Below are 14,608 nucleotides of genomic sequence, written 5' to 3'. Positions count from 1 at the left end.
TAAAATTTTTTAACTGCGTTTAGTGAATGTTAAATGGCCACCCAAGCGATATTTGCTGCCCGGAGATACAAGCCTAGCGAAGCTAACAATGCCTCTTTGTGACCAGGTACGACGGATCACTTGTAAGCAAGGCTCCTCGTTATAGAGGTTTAACCACGTACACATTTGTTGGTTTGGCGTGATAGCCTCGACCGTATGTCGCGCCTCGGTCAGAGGGGCAACTTGAGATAAATACTCATGAGGCGTCAGGGTATGGAAATCCTGCTGCAGGTAGTTAGGTGCCAGCTCCGGGTTAACAAAGCGTTCTTCTACTTGCAGGGGCGCATCGTTTTCAAAGTGCACTAATACTGAATGATACACCTGATCGCCGGGCTCAACGCCTAGCGCTATAGCGATGGGGGCAACTGCATCAATAGACTCTAGGGTTACCGGCGCACAACTGTAACTGTGGTTACGTTCACGCACCTCATCGGCGATGTTACGGATCTCCAGCAGTGATGACTGTGATTTAAAACTGGCAACGAAGCTCCCTAAGCCTTGGGTGCGAGTGAGTATGCCGGCATCGGTAAGCTCACTCAGAGCCCGGCGTGCGGTCATGCGGCTGACTGCAAACTGCTGCGCAAGCTGGTTTTCTGATGGCACACGTTGGAACTCTTGCCATTGTCCGCTGCGGATCTGGGTTAAAATATGATCTTTAATTTGATGATACTTAGCTGACGACATGAGGGCTCCTAATCAATACCATCGCGGCACTTTGCACTGCCTTGGTTATTATGTAAACATGGCATAAATATCTTGTATATACAAGCTTAACAAATTACTCATTAGGAGCACGTCTAATGCACGCGGATCACATTATAGTAGATGTAAATATCGCCACTATGGAGCCTCAAGGTGATGACCTTTATGGTGTTATCGAGCAAGGAGCCGTGGTCATGGGCGAGGGGGTTATTCAATGGCTTGGGCCGATGAGTGAGCTCCCAGAGCTGGATTTATTAAGTATTCCTGTGACCTCGGCAAAAGGGGCGTGGGTGACTCCAGGGCTTATCGATTGCCACACTCACTTGGTGTTTGCCGGTAATCGTGCACGAGAATTTGAGCGCCGTTTGCAAGGAGAAAGTTACCAAGCTATTGCTGAGCAAGGGGGAGGGATTGCGACCACTGTGAGCGCAACCCGCGCGGCAGAGCCGGAACAGTTGTACGTTAGTGCCAAACAGCGCCTTGATGCGCTCTACGCTGAAGGGGTGACCACAGTAGAGACAAAATCAGGGTATGGTTTAGACCTAGCTGCCGAGCTAAAACTGCTGGAGGTCGCCAAGTTACTTGATAGCCATCACCCTGTATCGATTCAGAGCACATTTTTAGGTGCCCATGCATTGCCCAAAGAGTATCAAGGAGACAGTGATGGTTATATCGACCTGGTATGTGAGCAGATGCTCCCCGAAGTGGCGGCCAAGAAACTGGCCAGTGCGGTAGATGTTTTTTGTGAGCATATTGGTTTTTCCCATGCGCAAACGGAGCGGGTGCTTAAGGCGGCGCAGGATTTAGGCTTCAAACTTAAGCTCCATGCCGAGCAGCTCTCTAACATGGGCGGTACTGCCTTGGCTGCGAAGTATCAGGCGTTATCGAGTGATCATCTTGAATACCTTGACGAACAAGGGGTTAAGGCAATGGCGCAAAGCGGTATGGTTGCTGTCTTGCTCCCGGGGGCGTTCTATTACCTTAGAGAGAGTCAGTATCCACCAATAGCGTTGTTGCATCGTTATAATGTGCCTATCGCAATTGCCACTGATTTTAATCCCGGCACATCCCCGTTGTGCTCATTGCAGCTAATGATGAATATGGCCTGTACTTTGTTTCGACTAACACCAGCGCAAGCGTTACAAGGCGTGACATGTCATGCGGCACGAGCGTTAGGGCTTGCAGACAGAGGTACGCTTGCACCAGGGATGCGTGCCGATGTCGCTTTGTGGGACATTGAGCACCCCGCACAATTAAGTTACGAATTTGGAACCAAGCCCTTGAAACAACTGTGGATTCAGGGAGTGTTAAGCAAAACTTTCTGATCATGGGCGGCTAAATTATAAGCGGCTATACTTGGCTTATTAACAAGCGTCAGCCGCGTCAACAATAACGATAATAATCATGATCACCAGCATTCATTTGAGCGCCTTTATTAGCGGACTGTTTATGATGGCGCTAATCGTCAGCGTTGTTCTCGTCAGTGAACGCCGTGATGGCTTAAGTGCGATGTTCTACTCAATCGCTGGACTGGCCTATATCAGTGGCTATTGGCAAGTCGCCAGCGTCATTTTGTTAGGCGCTTATGGCGTTCGTTGTTGGCTTGTATACCGGCATCAAAATAAAAGATTACTGCTTGGCAAGGGTGGGTTAGTGCTATTGCAGAGCTTGCTGATAGCAACGCACCTCTCTTTTGAGTTGCACAGCGCTTGGTTATGCATCGTCCCCTTGTTGTTGCAGCTTAGCGCTTATATGGAGCTGAGCTTTAGTGAGCCGGAAGTTGCATCCAACCAACAAGCTAATACACTTGATAACCACTCTCTCCCTATTATTTCTTGGCCGCAAGCGTTAGCGCAATATCAAGATTGGAGCGCCAATAATCGCGCTGATATCGCCTTAATTTTAGTACAAATAGAAGGTTATGAGCCTCTTAACCGTCAGCTTGGGCAAGAATTTGCTGAGCTATTACTGATGCAAGCCTTAACGCGGATGAATCAAGTCATCGACCACCCGCAAGTGTTAAATCTCAATGTGCCGCGACGACAAGTGCAACAGAGCGCGCAACTTTTCCAAGTTGCTCCGCTGTGTTACGGCACAGTGGTGGTATTCGATCAAGAGCGACACGTACATGAGCAAGTTGCTCAACAGCTAGCCGATGCCGCTCAGCGGCCGTTCAATTCTCAGCAGGGTATCGTCGAGCTAAAACCACATATCGCTATCGTACAAGGGGCGAGTTCAGCATCAAGCCTTGATGACATGTTGCAGTGCGCGTTTAAAACGCGTGACTTTTATCCCGAGCAACGTATTAGTCATTACAGTGCTGAGCTAGAGCAGCAGGTGCAATCCCACGAAATACAACTGAAAGAGTTAGAGAAGGTCGATTTTGAGCAAGACTTTGTGCTTTATTTTCAGCCTGTAATTGGATTGCCCAAACAAGAGCTCTTGTATGTTGAATTATTGCTACGATGGCAGCATCCAGAAAAAGGGTTATTAAAAGCCGAAGAATTTATTGCTGATCTGCGTGCCGTCGGACGTGGTTATAAGCTGGCATTCCATGTGCTTGAACGTGCAGCGGAAATGGCCTTGGCATTAAAAATGGACGGGCAGCCGACCCCGGTAAGCATTAACTTGTATGGTGAAGAAGTCCTGCACGATGAGTTTGTTGATTTTGCTGAGCGTATGGTACGAGAGCACAACCTTGCTCATGGCGATTTAATTGTTGAATGTCCTTTGCCAGTGCTTATGTCGCTGGATAATCGCGCTTTATCATTGTTAACTCGGTTACACCAGGTAGGGGTTCACGTTTGTTTGGATGGTCTTGGCGAAACGCCATTATTTTTAGCGAAATTGCCTAAGCTTAAGCTAAGTTACGTCAAAGTGGACCCTGCATTGACCGAAGATGTTGATTATACCAGCGCCAACAAAGCGCTACTCAATGGCCTTATTGACATGCATCGCCACCTAAAGGCGCAAGTGATTTGCCAAGGTATTGAAACCGACGCCCAGCTTAGTTATATCAAAGAGTTCAATGTGCAAGGCGCGCAAGGTTTCATTTTTACCCAGCCTTTACCATTAGAAGGGCTATTAGGGTGGGGGCGACAGTGGCGTCACCAACAATCTTTCAGCTAGCGTTGGTATCTTGCACGTAAAAAAGCAATAACTAAGGCAGTGAGAATTTGCCCAGCGGCATTCGCACCAGCGTCATAACCATTAGGGTCTTGCTCTGGAGCCGCTTCGCACAAATGAATGTACGCCATCGCCGAAGTGCGCGCGGCGCAAAAGACATATTGCTCGGCTTCGCTAAGGCTTACACCTCGGTGATTAAACGCACTGGCTGGCGCGCAGGTAATGGCATCGACATCCAACTCTATGGCCAGTGGGCTAGTAAGAGTAAAGCTGTGTAGGGCGCTATTCACCGACTCTGCTATTGATGTGGTCGTGGCTACTTTAAGAGCATGATAACTGGTGTAGCTGGCGTGATGTTCATGCAGTGCGGCTAGTATATCTCGGTTATTTTTCTGTTCATCCAGAGCGATGACATGGTAGCCCTGTAAATATCCCCGGCGTGCAGCATAGTGAAAACCATTGCCACTGTGGCGTCCCTCAAGTGCACGAAAGTCACCGTGGGGGTCTAGGTTGAGCGCATTGATGGCGCAGCCGAAATGCTTACTGCTTGCGCTCAGTAACGGGTAACAATTATTGTGACCGCCACCTATCACTATCGGGGTTAGTCCGGCCGCTAGAATAGCTGCCACTACAGGTTCGACTAACTGATCTATATTCTCACACAAGGCCCGCAGGCGTACCGTGTCGTCTGGATTAAGGTTGTCCAAAGCCTGGCTTTGCAGCTGCAGCGCTTGGCAGTCTATTTCTCCTAGCAAGAGTGTGTCTTGTACGGGGGTAAATTCATTAACAGGAAGGTTTAAAAACTTTGATAGAAAAGCGCGAAAACCTTGTTGAGCACCGCCTTTACCTAAGTTTGCCCGAGGGCCTATATCTTCAGGAATACCGAGAATAACGTAACGTATGCCAAAGGCATAAGCATCTTTGAGGGCTTGACTGAACTCCAAACGCGTATCGAGCAAGGCCATCGCCTGCCACACACGCTGTTCGCCGGAGCGAGCAGCCACTATGCCTTGTAAGCTCTGCTCATCATAAATAGTGACTGCATGGTTCATATAGTGGATTAATCCTCTAATACATCAAGCTCTTCATCTTCGATGTACTCTAGCTCTAGCTCTTCGGCGGACAATATAATGCCGGTACTATCGGCATAAATATAATCATCTTCGTAGAAAGAGACCCCGGCAAAGTTAACTGGAATTCCTTCCTCACCCGGAGCGAGATTGTCTGCGCCCACAGGAATTGAGGCAATCGCTTGGATGCCTAGCTCCAGTTCTTCTAGCTCATCAACATGGCGTACCGCACCATATACGATGATCCCTTCCCAATTATTCTCGACGGCCAGTTCTGCAAGCTCGATGTCTACCAGCGCGCGGCGAGTAGAACCGCCACCATCAACGAGTAGCACACAGTCAGTACCATCTTGTTGCAGTACCTCACGCAGCAGTTGGCTACTCTCAAAACATTTCACCGTTCTTATACGGCCGCAAAATGCACTTTGACCGCCAAAATTAATAAACATGGGTTCAAGCACATCAACTACATCGGCAAAATGGTCGCAAAGTTCAGAAGTACTGTATTCCATTGGGCTCTCCTACGGGCACTTTTGCATCAAGTATACCTAGGTTATGGGGCTTAGCAAGCGAAGCGCAAGGTCATCGTGAGACGACATATTAGTGTCTAAAAAACGTCATGTAATTGTTATTTTCGCTCACTATAGTCAAAGTAAGTCAGCTAGTTAGGTGAAAGCGAATGATCTTATCGCATATAGATCGCATAGACAGGGCACTGTTTAAGGTGATATTTCGCCGGCGTTACCGGCGCTGGTTACATCACTGCATTCGCATGACATCACGCTCAGGAGACGGCATTTTATATGGGGCCTTTGCTCTTTACCTAGTGGCATTTAGTACCGCGCAGCAACAGACGTTAGTAATGGTACTGCTGGTGGCTTACCTAATCGAGAGACCAGTGTACTACGCTACTAAAAACCTGTTTCAGCGTGTAAGGCCCTGTGATGGCGTGATAAGCCATGCGCATATTCGCCCAAGCGACAAATTTAGTTTGCCTTCAGGGCACAGCGCAGCGGCGTGGGTATTTGCTACTGTAGTCAGCCACTTCTATCCACCACTAGCTATATTTCTTTATGCATGGGCAAGCTTGGTAGCGTTATCGCGGGTGCTGCTCGGGGTACATTATCCCCTTGATGTAGTTATCGGCTCGTTGATGGGTTACGGCTGTGCCCTTTTAGCACTTATTATTACAGGGACTTTATGAGAATTCTTTACGGCGTTCAGGGCACAGGGAATGGCCACACCACACGCGCTCGGGTCATGGCCAAGGCATTTGCCAAGGCGGGTATTGAAGTGGATTACTTATTTTCAGGGCGCAGCAAAGCTGATTATTTTGATATGCAGGAGTTTGCCGACTTTCAGACGCGAACAGGGCTTACCTTTGTCACCGAGCGGGGTCGAGTTAATGGCTTTAAAACGGTTAAACAAGCGAAAATACGAGAATTTATCAGTGATATTCGTGAACTCAACTTACGCCATTATGATTTAATCTTTAATGACTTTGAGCCCGTTACCGCGTGGGCTGGGCGTCGGCAAAAAATTCCTGTTATTGGCATGAGCCATCAAGCCGCATTTTTATCACCCCACGTACCGGTAACTGGCGATAACCTCTTTACCAAAGCAATGATCCGCAACTTCGCTCCAGCGGATGTTTATCTCGGAGTGCATTGGCAGCCTTTTGACGATTCTATTATTCCTCCGTTTATTGAGCATGGCACTGCGGTTGATAGTGAGTATGTCGATAACAAGGTACTGGTGTACCTGCCTTTTGAGGAGCTGGAGGAGGTTATACATTATCTCAAAGACTTTCCTGGCAAAGAGTTTTACTGTTATCACCCACACGCGCAAGACCAGTCTCTCGCTCATATTCATTTGCGCCGCCCGTCTCGGGCAAACTTCCTGCGTGATTTGGCAAGTGCGAGCGGAGTTATAGCCAATGCCGGTTTTGAACTTGCCAGTGAAGCGCTTACGTTGGGTAAGAAGCTCTTGCTTAAACCTCTGAACGGTCAATTCGAGCAATACTCAAATGCATTGACGTTGCAGCAAATGCAGCGGGCGCAAGTGATGCACTATCTTGATCAAGATGCGCTCGAAGATTGGATCAATATTGCGACCCAATCTCGAATTAACTATCCTCAAGATCCTGCGCCTTTGGTCGATTGGTTAGTACAGGGGCAGTGGCATCAGCGTAAAGGCTTAAATGAGCAGTTGTGGCACAACGTGTTGTAATTTTTGTTGGTTCTGGTCGCTTGATTAATATATAACTGCCTTGATTTTAAGAAAAATCGACAAATTTTTTGCGACATATCATATATGGCGGCTAAAATTTGAAGATAATGGCGCTGCAGTTACTTAGAAGGTCAAAACCATGAACTTTATGAAAAAGCTCACGATTAAACGTCGTTTACAGTTAAATGGCGCAGTCGTAGCAACAGCTTTGCTGGTGTTATTCGCTGTAATTATCTATGAAGCCCGCATAATGGGCTTACTTAACTCCACACTGGAAAATGCTGAAGAGCTCAATGTTCATGAGCTTACCTTACGTAAGCATGAGAAAAACTTTCTATTTTACAAGCAAGAACAAGCATTGGATGAGTTTGCCACTGAGTATCAAGCTCTTGAAGCGCGGGTAGCGAAGCTGCGCGAGCAGTTTGTGACCCTCGATGGTGATACTCAGCTGATTGATAATTTCGCCTCACAGGCGCAGCAGTATCGTGATGACTTTAACAACGTCGAGGCTTTACAGCGCGAAATCGGCTTGCACCCAAAAGATGCCCTTTATGGCGCTCTACGCAGCGCCGTACATGAAGTCGAAACTCTTCTTAAAGAGCGACAAAACTTTGAAATGCTGGCGCTGATGTTACAACTTCGTCGGGCTGAGAAAGATTTTATGTTGCGCCTTGATGTGAAGTATCTAGGGAAGTTTGACACCCATTTCAGCGCATTGAAAAACAAAGTGCAAAGCGCGGGGTTTGATGCGCCATATCGCACTAAGTTAATCACCCTCCTTGATGACTATCGCAGTAAATTTAAAAGCTTGGTTGATGCGCAACAACGCTTGGGCGTTGATTTAGAGTCTGGCGCGCTGGGGCAATTGCGCCAGTCCGTTGAGCAAAGTGACAAGTATGCTCGCCAAGTGCTGGGTGCCACGAAAGAGATGATAGAGCAAGAGATGCGAGTGACTCAGATCACTGCTCTGACAATTTTAGTGATTGCTGCAATCTTGGTGGCGGCGCTGCTGACAATGACCAGTCGCGCGATTATTCAGCCAATTGATAGAGCGGTCAGTGCTATTACCCGTATTCGTGAGACCAATGATTTAAGTATTCAAATTGACACCCATGGCAATGACGAAATTGCGACGCTGACCAGCAATATCAATAACCTCACCGCCGGTTTTAGAGGGCTTATTTTTGATGTAAACAATGCCCTAGCGACACTGAACGCCGCAACAGAAGACCTAGCTAGCACCACCGCATCAACCAGTACTGGCGTACAAGAGCAGTTACAAGAAGCTGATATGGTGGCCACAGCGGCCACCGAGATGCAGGCAACCATTCATGATATCTCTGGCAACACAGAGGAAGCTGCGAAACGAGCGCAAACAACCAATGAAAGTGCTTCTCAAGGGCGTCAGGAAGTGGATGCCACCGTATCTCGTATTGCCCAGCTCTCGGACTCGCTTGGTAATGCCTCTGGGGTGGTTGGTGATTTAGAGAAAGATGCTGACACCATTGGTTCGGTACTGGATGTTATTCGCGGTATCGCTGAGCAAACCAACCTCCTAGCGTTGAACGCTGCCATAGAAGCGGCACGGGCGGGTGAGCAAGGCCGTGGCTTTGCGGTGGTTGCGGATGAAGTACGTTCATTGGCGCAACGCACACAAGACTCCACACAGGAGATAGAAAATATTATTTCTGGCCTGCAACAGCGGACCCAACAAGTTGTGAGTATTATGCAACAGTGTCGCGATCAAGGCGGTGAGAGTGCAGAGCAAGCTTCTCGTGCCGGCGACTTACTGAGCTCGATTACCCAAGAAATTGAAACCATAATGGAAATGAGTACGCAAATCGCGGTGGCCATTGAACAGCAATCACAGGTTGCCTCTGAAGTGAATCAAAACGTGGTGCGTATTCGTGATATTGCGGAGCAGGCCAGTGGCCATGCAAGTAATAATGCCCATACCAGTGAGGAAGTAGCAGAGCAGGCTCGGGTGTTGCACGATGCCGTGGCTAAATACAAGGTTTAGAAAAAGCCGAAGACAGTAACATAATAAAAGGGGGCGAAAGCCCCCTTTTTTGTACTCACCCACCCTAGTTGGTGGCAACGCACTTAGCTTAAGGCGTCACCTTAATCGCAATGCTTGCATCACGCTGGGCATTCGCAGCTTTAAGTCGCGCCAAATAACTCTGCCAGAGATTATCTTTGTTGCTGGTCAGTTCGGCTAAGTAGCGAAAGCTGTATAAGCCACTGAGATGGCCATCATCAAAAATTAAGCGCACGGCATAGTGGCCAACAGGTTCGATTTTGTTGATACCAACATCCCGTTTGTTGGTAACGAGGTTTGGCTCGCTTTGATGGTGGCCTTGTACTTCGGCAGAAGGGGAGTGTACACGCAGGAATTCAGCACTGAGCTCGGCGCTATCGCTATTGTCAAAGTGAATGTCTAAGGTTTTTGAACGCTGATGATAGTGTAAGGTTGTTATCAACATAAACCAGCCTCAGTAAAAAGGGCTTGGGTGGAGTTGCCCAAGCCCATGCCGTTATAAAATAAAGCGGCTTAGGTCTTCGTCTTGCACCAAGTTACCCAAGTGCTGATTGACGTACTCGCCGTCAATGGTAAGACGTGAGCCTGCCTTATCGGAAGCATCGAAGGATATTTCTTCCATCAATCGCTCCATGACTGTGTGTAGTCGACGAGCACCAATATTTTCTGTCTTTTCATTCACTTGCCATGCTGCTTGAGCAATGCTGTCAATAGCATCATCAGTGAACTCGATGGTGACTTCTTCGGTATTCATAAGCGCGATTTGTTGCTCCGTTAACGAAGCATGCGGCTCAGTCAAAATGCGCTTAAAGTCATCGGCGCTGAGGGCGTCCAACTCAACTCGGATCGGTAAACGGCCTTGTAGTTCAGGGATTAAATCTGAGGGTTTGGCCATTTGGAACGCGCCAGAAGCAATAAATAGAATATGGTCAGTTTTCACCATACCGTGCTTGGTGCTCACACTTGAACCTTCAATAAGCGGCAGCAGGTCACGTTGTACTCCTTCACGGCTTACATCTGGGCCATTTGCTTCACCGCGCTTACAAATTTTGTCTACTTCATCTAAGAACACAATACCGTGCTGCTCAACGGCTTCAATAGCGAGCTCTTTAACATCTTCGGGGTTAACCAGTTTGGCGGCTTCTTCCTCAACAAGTAGTTTGAAGGCTTCTTTAATCTTCAACTTGCGCTTTTTGGTTTTGCCGCCGGACATGTTTTGGAACATGCTCTGTAGCTGGTTGGTCATTTCTTCCATGCCGGGCGGTGACATGATTTCAACATTAGGCGCTTGCTCAGCAACATCGATTTCAATTTCTTTATCATCGAGCTGACCTTCACGTAATTTCTTACGGAAACTTTGGCGGGTACTGCTATTTTCACTCGGCTGTGACTCGCCCCAGGTGTCTTTAGCTGGTGGCAGTAATGCGTCTAAAATACGTTCTTCTGCAGCTTCCTCAGCACGGAAGTGGTGTTTCTTCGCCTGCTGCTCACGAACCATCTTAATGGCAATGTCGACGAGATCGCGGATAATAGTCTCTACTTCTTTGCCAACATAGCCAACTTCAGTGAACTTAGTCGCTTCTACTTTCAAAAAAGGAGCATTAGCAAGTTTGGCTAATCGGCGTGCTATTTCAGTTTTACCCACACCGGTTGGGCCGATCATAAGGATATTTTTCGGTGTTACTTCCTGGCGCAGGCTCTCGTCAAGCTGCATACGGCGCCAACGGTTGCGCAGGGCGATAGCCACTGCTTTCTTAGCATTGCTCTGACCAATAATGTGTTGATCAAGCTCGTGAACGATTTCTCTGGGAGTCATAGCTGACATGGCAGCTCCTCTTACAATTCTTCGATAGTTTGGTGGTTGTTGGTAAATACGCAGATATCGCCAGCGATTTTTAAGCTGCGTTCAACGATTTCACGCGCACCAAGCTCGGTGTTTTCTAGTAATGCGATTGCGGCTGATTGGGCAAAGTTGCCGCCGCTACCAATCGCAATTAGGTCATGTTCAGGCTGTACCACATCGCCATTACCAGTAATAATCAGTGAGGTGGTTTCATCAGCAACAGCAAGAATGGCTTCGAGTCGCCTTAAGGCTCTGTCACTGCGCCAATCTTTGGCCATCTCTACAGCGGCTTTGGTTAAATGCCCTTGGTGCATCTCTAATTTACTTTCAAAACGCTCAAAAAGGGTAAACGCATCGGCTGTACCGCCTGCAAACCCGGCGATCACTTTACCGTTGAAAAGACGACGCACTTTACGCGCGTTGCCCTTCATTACCGTGTTGCCGAGCGAAACTTGGCCATCGCCGCCAATAACAACCTTGCCTTCACGGCGTACAGAAACGATTGTGGTCATGTGTGTCCTTATACCCAGTCTGGGTGTTTGTAACTGTCTAATAGCGAGGAAATATGGGCATGAAAAAGGGATTTCAAGGTAAACTTGCAATCCCTTTATGTGATTTGCTGTGCCTGCTTGGTTATTTACATGGCGATAACGGCTTTCGCTTTGCCTAATTCCACAACCAGATGCCACAGCCCATGATTTTTGCCTGACGCTTAAGCTTGTTCTTATCGCTCTCTGCGCCGCGCTTAGTTGGATAGGGGCCTAAACGTACTCTAAACCAGACGCCATTGCTGCCTTCAGTGCGCCTGATTTCTGATACTAGCCCGACAAAGGCTATTTTGGCCTTGAGCGTTTCCGCCTGCGCATAGGTTCTAAATGACCCACATTGCATTTGATAAGGGCCTTTTTGCTCAATTTCTTTGACCTCAACCTCTATCTCGGCTTGTTTTATTTCGTTGATAAATTCGGGCGTTTGCGGCTTTTTAATTTCTGGCTTGGAGGCGCTTGGTTTCTGCTTAACTTGCTCAACAGCCTCAGGATCAGCATGGGTTTTTATATACCAGAGGCCGTAAGCGAAGCCGGCGAGTAACAAAATGGCCAAAGCAATAAGCACAAGCGGCAGAGGCTTTTTTGCTGGGGCTTTTTTGTTCTTACCACGCTGAGGTCGTTTGCGATTTATATAGTCGTGCTGCGCCATAATTGTTTTTGTGTTCTCTTTACATCATGTCTATGGGATCAACGTCCAAATTCCAGCGTACTTTTTGCGCCAGCTTATTACTACCTAGGTAGTTCATTAGTTGCGCCAAAAAGCCGTGTAGCGCGCCTCTATCTTGCCCTTGAATATGCAATTGATAACGGTATTTGCCAGCGACTCGCTCGAGCGGTGCGGGAATCGGACCCAGCAATTGTATCTTAGGCACGGGGGCTGCGGGAACTAAATCCGATAAAAAGCGCAACAGTAGCGATAAATCATGCGCTTCCGCCCTTAGCAGGGCTAAGTGCGAAAACGGTGGCATTTCTGTTTCATGGCGCTCTTGCAAAGCATAACGGGCAAAGTGTTGGTAACCATTATTGACTAAATCTTGCAATAGTGGGTGCTCTGGGAAGTGAGTTTGCAGTAACACGGTGCCTGGTTCGCCACTGCGCCCTGCGCGTCCTGCTACTTGAGTCACTAGTTGTGCTAAGTGTTCGGTGGCACGGAAATCACATGAGTATAACCCGGCGTCGACATCAAGAATAATGACTAGGCTGACATCGGCAAAGTGGTGGCCTTTGGCTAGCATTTGTGTGCCCACCAATAAGCGTGCGCCGCCGCGATTGATGGCAGCCAGTTCTTCCTCCAAACTGCCTCTACGTCGTGTTGAATCTCGGTCGATACGGCTGATGGGTGTGTCGGGAAATTGCTCGCTTAGTGCTTCTTGCAATTGCTCGGTGCCCAGTCCCACTGGGTTTATTTGTGTGCTACCACAATCCGGGCATTGCATGGGTGGTGCACTTTGCTCGCCACAATGATGGCACACCAAACGACGCATGGCCTTGTGGTAGGTCGCGCTGGTGCTACAACGCGAGCAATCGCTGAGCCATCCGCACTCATGGCAAATGAGCGAAGGGGAAAAGCCGCGACGGTTCAAAAATACCATCACTTGCTTTTGTCTCGCCAGCTCACGCTTGATATAGGCAAGGGCGCTATGGCTGAGTCCAGCCTCAAGGTGCTGACCTTTAATGTCTATGAGTTCAAATTGATTGTCACTGCTGGTTTGTGCCCGTTGGGTGAGACTGAGCAATTGGTACTTATCGGACAATGCACGGTTGAGTGTTTCCAGGGCAGGGGTCGCGCTGCCTAGAACTAAGGGAATGTTTTGCTGTTGCGCACGATAAGCAGCCAGATCTCGGGCGTGATAGCGTAGGGTGTCTTGCTGTTTGAATGAGGCGTCATGCTCCTCATCGACAATAATCATGCCTATGCGTAAAAACGGCATAAAAATCGCTGAACGTGTGCCGATCACTATGGCACAGCTACCTTTTTGGCAAAACCGCCAGGTTTGCAAACGCTCATTATCTGTCAACGCTGAGTGCCAGAGCATAATTGGCGTATTGGGGAAGCGGCGGCGAAAGCGATTTACCGTCTGTGGTGTTAGGCCTATTTCGGGGACCAAGACTAAGGCTTGTTTGCCTTGTTGCAAAACCTCCTCTAAGCACTGCAGATACACCTCGGTTTTGCCGCTGCCAGTGACTCCCTCAAGTAAAAAAGCGGAAAACCCAGGAGATTGATTAATGGTCGTGCAGGCGACAGCTTGTTCGCTGTTTAACCTTGGTTTGTTGGCCACTTGTAATGGCTGCTCGCGCCATTGACTATCAAACTCAACTGCTTGAGTTATTAGTTTTTTATTGATGAGGGCATCAATGGTGGCTTTGGAGTAGCCCAGAGCTTTAATTTCCGTGGTGGGCGATTTCCCTGATTCAGCTAGCTGCTTAAGCAAGGCTTGTTGCTTTTTCGCCCGCAGTGTCGGTTGTTGTTGCCCTTGCTTGGTGAGTTGCAGGTAATTAATGCTGGTTTTATCAATATCCGCGCCTTCACGCAGCGCTTTTGGCAAAGCGGTAAAGACGGTTTCACCTAATGGATAATGATAATAGCGAGCAGTAAATTGCAATAACTGTAGGTGACTGTCATCAATAATGGCAGTGCTATCGAGCACGGCTTTAACGGCTTTGACTTTATCTTCCGGCATCTCTGTGCTGGCTTTTACCTTTAACACCATACCGGTCAGGACACGCGAACCAAAAGGAACACTGACCCTTACCCCTACAGTCACGGCGCGAGAGCACAACTCGATGGGCAATAAATAGTCGAAGCTACGGTGTAAGGGCACCTTAAGTGCTACTTCAACGTAGCACGGGGTCGCGTTGCTACTGTGGCTGTTGGAATCGCGAGATGATGGCAACAAAAATCAGGCCCCAAGAACTAGAATATAGCGCTAATGTACTAAATTCATGGCGCAGTGAATAGCCGCAATTAAAGCTTGAACATTAATCAGGAGTCAAATAAAATACGCGGCCTTAA

At 48.2% G+C, this 14,608-nt stretch carries 13 protein-coding genes; 5 read left to right on the top strand and 8 right to left on the bottom strand.

Annotated features, from left to right (window positions below; genetic code table 11):
* Positions 1–9: 9 nt before the first annotated feature.
* On the bottom strand, positions 10–723 hold the full coding sequence (gene hutC / locus W04_RS06035; protein ID WP_053910180.1) for a histidine utilization repressor: 714 nt from the start codon (positions 721–723) through the stop codon (positions 10–12).
* Positions 724–839: 116 nt separating this feature from the next.
* Here hutC and hutI point away from each other — a divergent pair, with 116 nt between their 5' ends.
* Together hutI and W04_RS06025 are read left to right on the top strand one after the other, a co-directional pair.
* Entirely contained in the window at positions 840–2,066 is a 1,227-nt protein-coding gene (hutI, locus tag W04_RS06030) for an imidazolonepropionase (protein ID WP_053910179.1), read from the top strand.
* 79 nt (positions 2,067–2,145) lie between these two features.
* Positions 2,146–3,870, top strand: coding sequence for an EAL domain-containing protein (locus tag W04_RS06025; protein ID WP_053910178.1), 1,725 nt, complete (start codon positions 2,146–2,148; stop codon positions 3,868–3,870).
* On the opposite strand, the gene W04_RS06020 is transcribed toward W04_RS06025, so the two are convergent.
* Together W04_RS06020 and rraA are read right to left on the bottom strand one after the other, a co-directional pair.
* Entirely contained in the window at positions 3,867–4,919 is a 1,053-nt protein-coding gene (locus W04_RS06020) for a formimidoylglutamase (protein WP_053910177.1), read from the bottom strand. The two genes, W04_RS06025 and W04_RS06020, sit on opposite strands and share 4 nt — an antisense overlap.
* Before the next feature lie 8 nt (positions 4,920–4,927).
* Entirely contained in the window at positions 4,928–5,449 is a 522-nt protein-coding gene (rraA, locus tag W04_RS06015; RefSeq protein ID WP_022946645.1) for a ribonuclease E activity regulator RraA, read from the bottom strand.
* Between the two features lie 167 nt (positions 5,450–5,616).
* Here rraA and W04_RS06010 point away from each other — a divergent pair, with 167 nt between their 5' ends.
* The 3 genes from W04_RS06010 to W04_RS06000 all read left to right on the top strand — a co-directional run bounded on the left by W04_RS06010 (position 5,617) and on the right by W04_RS06000 (position 9,186).
* Complete coding sequence (locus tag W04_RS06010) at positions 5,617–6,141, top strand: phosphatase PAP2 family protein (protein ID WP_053910176.1); 525 nt, start codon at positions 5,617–5,619, stop codon at positions 6,139–6,141.
* A complete protein-coding gene (locus W04_RS06005; protein WP_053910175.1) occupies positions 6,138–7,166 on the top strand; it encodes an MJ1255/VC2487 family glycosyltransferase in 1,029 nt (342 codons plus the stop codon). The genes W04_RS06010 and W04_RS06005 overlap by 4 nt, the downstream gene beginning before the upstream one ends.
* A gap of 139 nt (positions 7,167–7,305) precedes the next feature.
* Positions 7,306–9,186 carry a methyl-accepting chemotaxis protein gene (locus W04_RS06000; protein ID WP_053910174.1) on the top strand — a complete coding sequence of 627 codons (1,881 nt, stop codon included), beginning with the start codon at positions 7,306–7,308 and terminating at the stop codon, positions 9,184–9,186.
* Between the two features lie 88 nt (positions 9,187–9,274).
* Here W04_RS06000 and W04_RS05995 read toward each other — a convergent pair whose 3' ends face one another.
* From W04_RS05995 to priA, 5 genes are all read right to left on the bottom strand, one after another.
* Positions 9,275–9,649, bottom strand: a complete 375-nt coding sequence (locus W04_RS05995; RefSeq protein WP_053910173.1) for a gamma-butyrobetaine hydroxylase-like domain-containing protein — start codon at positions 9,647–9,649, stop codon at positions 9,275–9,277.
* A gap of 51 nt (positions 9,650–9,700) precedes the next feature.
* Positions 9,701–11,029: an HslU--HslV peptidase ATPase subunit gene (gene hslU, locus W04_RS05990; protein WP_053910172.1), complete on the bottom strand. Its 1,329-nt coding sequence runs from the start codon at positions 11,027–11,029 to the stop codon at positions 9,701–9,703.
* A gap of 11 nt (positions 11,030–11,040) precedes the next feature.
* Positions 11,041–11,559, bottom strand: a complete 519-nt coding sequence (gene hslV, locus W04_RS05985; protein WP_022946651.1) for an ATP-dependent protease subunit HslV — start codon at positions 11,557–11,559, stop codon at positions 11,041–11,043.
* A gap of 154 nt (positions 11,560–11,713) precedes the next feature.
* Complete coding sequence (locus W04_RS05980; RefSeq protein WP_053910171.1) at positions 11,714–12,244, bottom strand: SPOR domain-containing protein; 531 nt, start codon at positions 12,242–12,244, stop codon at positions 11,714–11,716.
* A gap of 19 nt (positions 12,245–12,263) precedes the next feature.
* A complete protein-coding gene (gene priA, locus W04_RS05975) occupies positions 12,264–14,489 on the bottom strand; it encodes a primosomal protein N' (RefSeq protein ID WP_053910218.1) in 2,226 nt (741 codons plus the stop codon).
* Positions 14,490–14,608 lie beyond the last annotated feature (119 nt).

The sequence above is a fragment of the Pseudoalteromonas sp. SW0106-04 genome, assembly GCF_001293805.1.
GTDB lineage: Bacteria > Pseudomonadota > Gammaproteobacteria > Enterobacterales > Alteromonadaceae > Pseudoalteromonas > Pseudoalteromonas ruthenica.
Note: the sequence above shows the minus strand (reverse complement) of the source record. Positions and strands in the feature narration are given on the sequence as shown.

Coding starts and splice junctions, on each gene's coding strand:
- hutC (WP_053910180.1), bottom strand. CDS start 723: ATGTCGTCAGCTAAGTATCATCAAATTAAAGATCATATTTTAACCCAG.
- W04_RS05995 (WP_053910173.1), bottom strand. CDS start 9,649: ATGTTGATAACAACCTTACACTATCATCAGCGTTCAAAAACCTTAGAC.
- W04_RS06000 (WP_053910174.1), top strand. CDS start 7,306: ATGAACTTTATGAAAAAGCTCACGATTAAACGTCGTTTACAGTTAAAT.
- hutI (WP_053910179.1), top strand. CDS start 840: ATGCACGCGGATCACATTATAGTAGATGTAAATATCGCCACTATGGAG.
- W04_RS06005 (WP_053910175.1), top strand. CDS start 6,138: ATGAGAATTCTTTACGGCGTTCAGGGCACAGGGAATGGCCACACCACA.
- rraA (WP_022946645.1), bottom strand. CDS start 5,449: ATGGAATACAGTACTTCTGAACTTTGCGACCATTTTGCCGATGTAGTT.
- W04_RS06010 (WP_053910176.1), top strand. CDS start 5,617: ATGATCTTATCGCATATAGATCGCATAGACAGGGCACTGTTTAAGGTG.
- W04_RS06020 (WP_053910177.1), bottom strand. CDS start 4,919: ATGAACCATGCAGTCACTATTTATGATGAGCAGAGCTTACAAGGCATA.
- W04_RS05980 (WP_053910171.1), bottom strand. CDS start 12,244: ATGGCGCAGCACGACTATATAAATCGCAAACGACCTCAGCGTGGTAAG.
- hslV (WP_022946651.1), bottom strand. CDS start 11,559: ATGACCACAATCGTTTCTGTACGCCGTGAAGGCAAGGTTGTTATTGGC.
- hslU (WP_053910172.1), bottom strand. CDS start 11,029: ATGTCAGCTATGACTCCCAGAGAAATCGTTCACGAGCTTGATCAACAC.
- W04_RS06025 (WP_053910178.1), top strand. CDS start 2,146: ATGATCACCAGCATTCATTTGAGCGCCTTTATTAGCGGACTGTTTATG.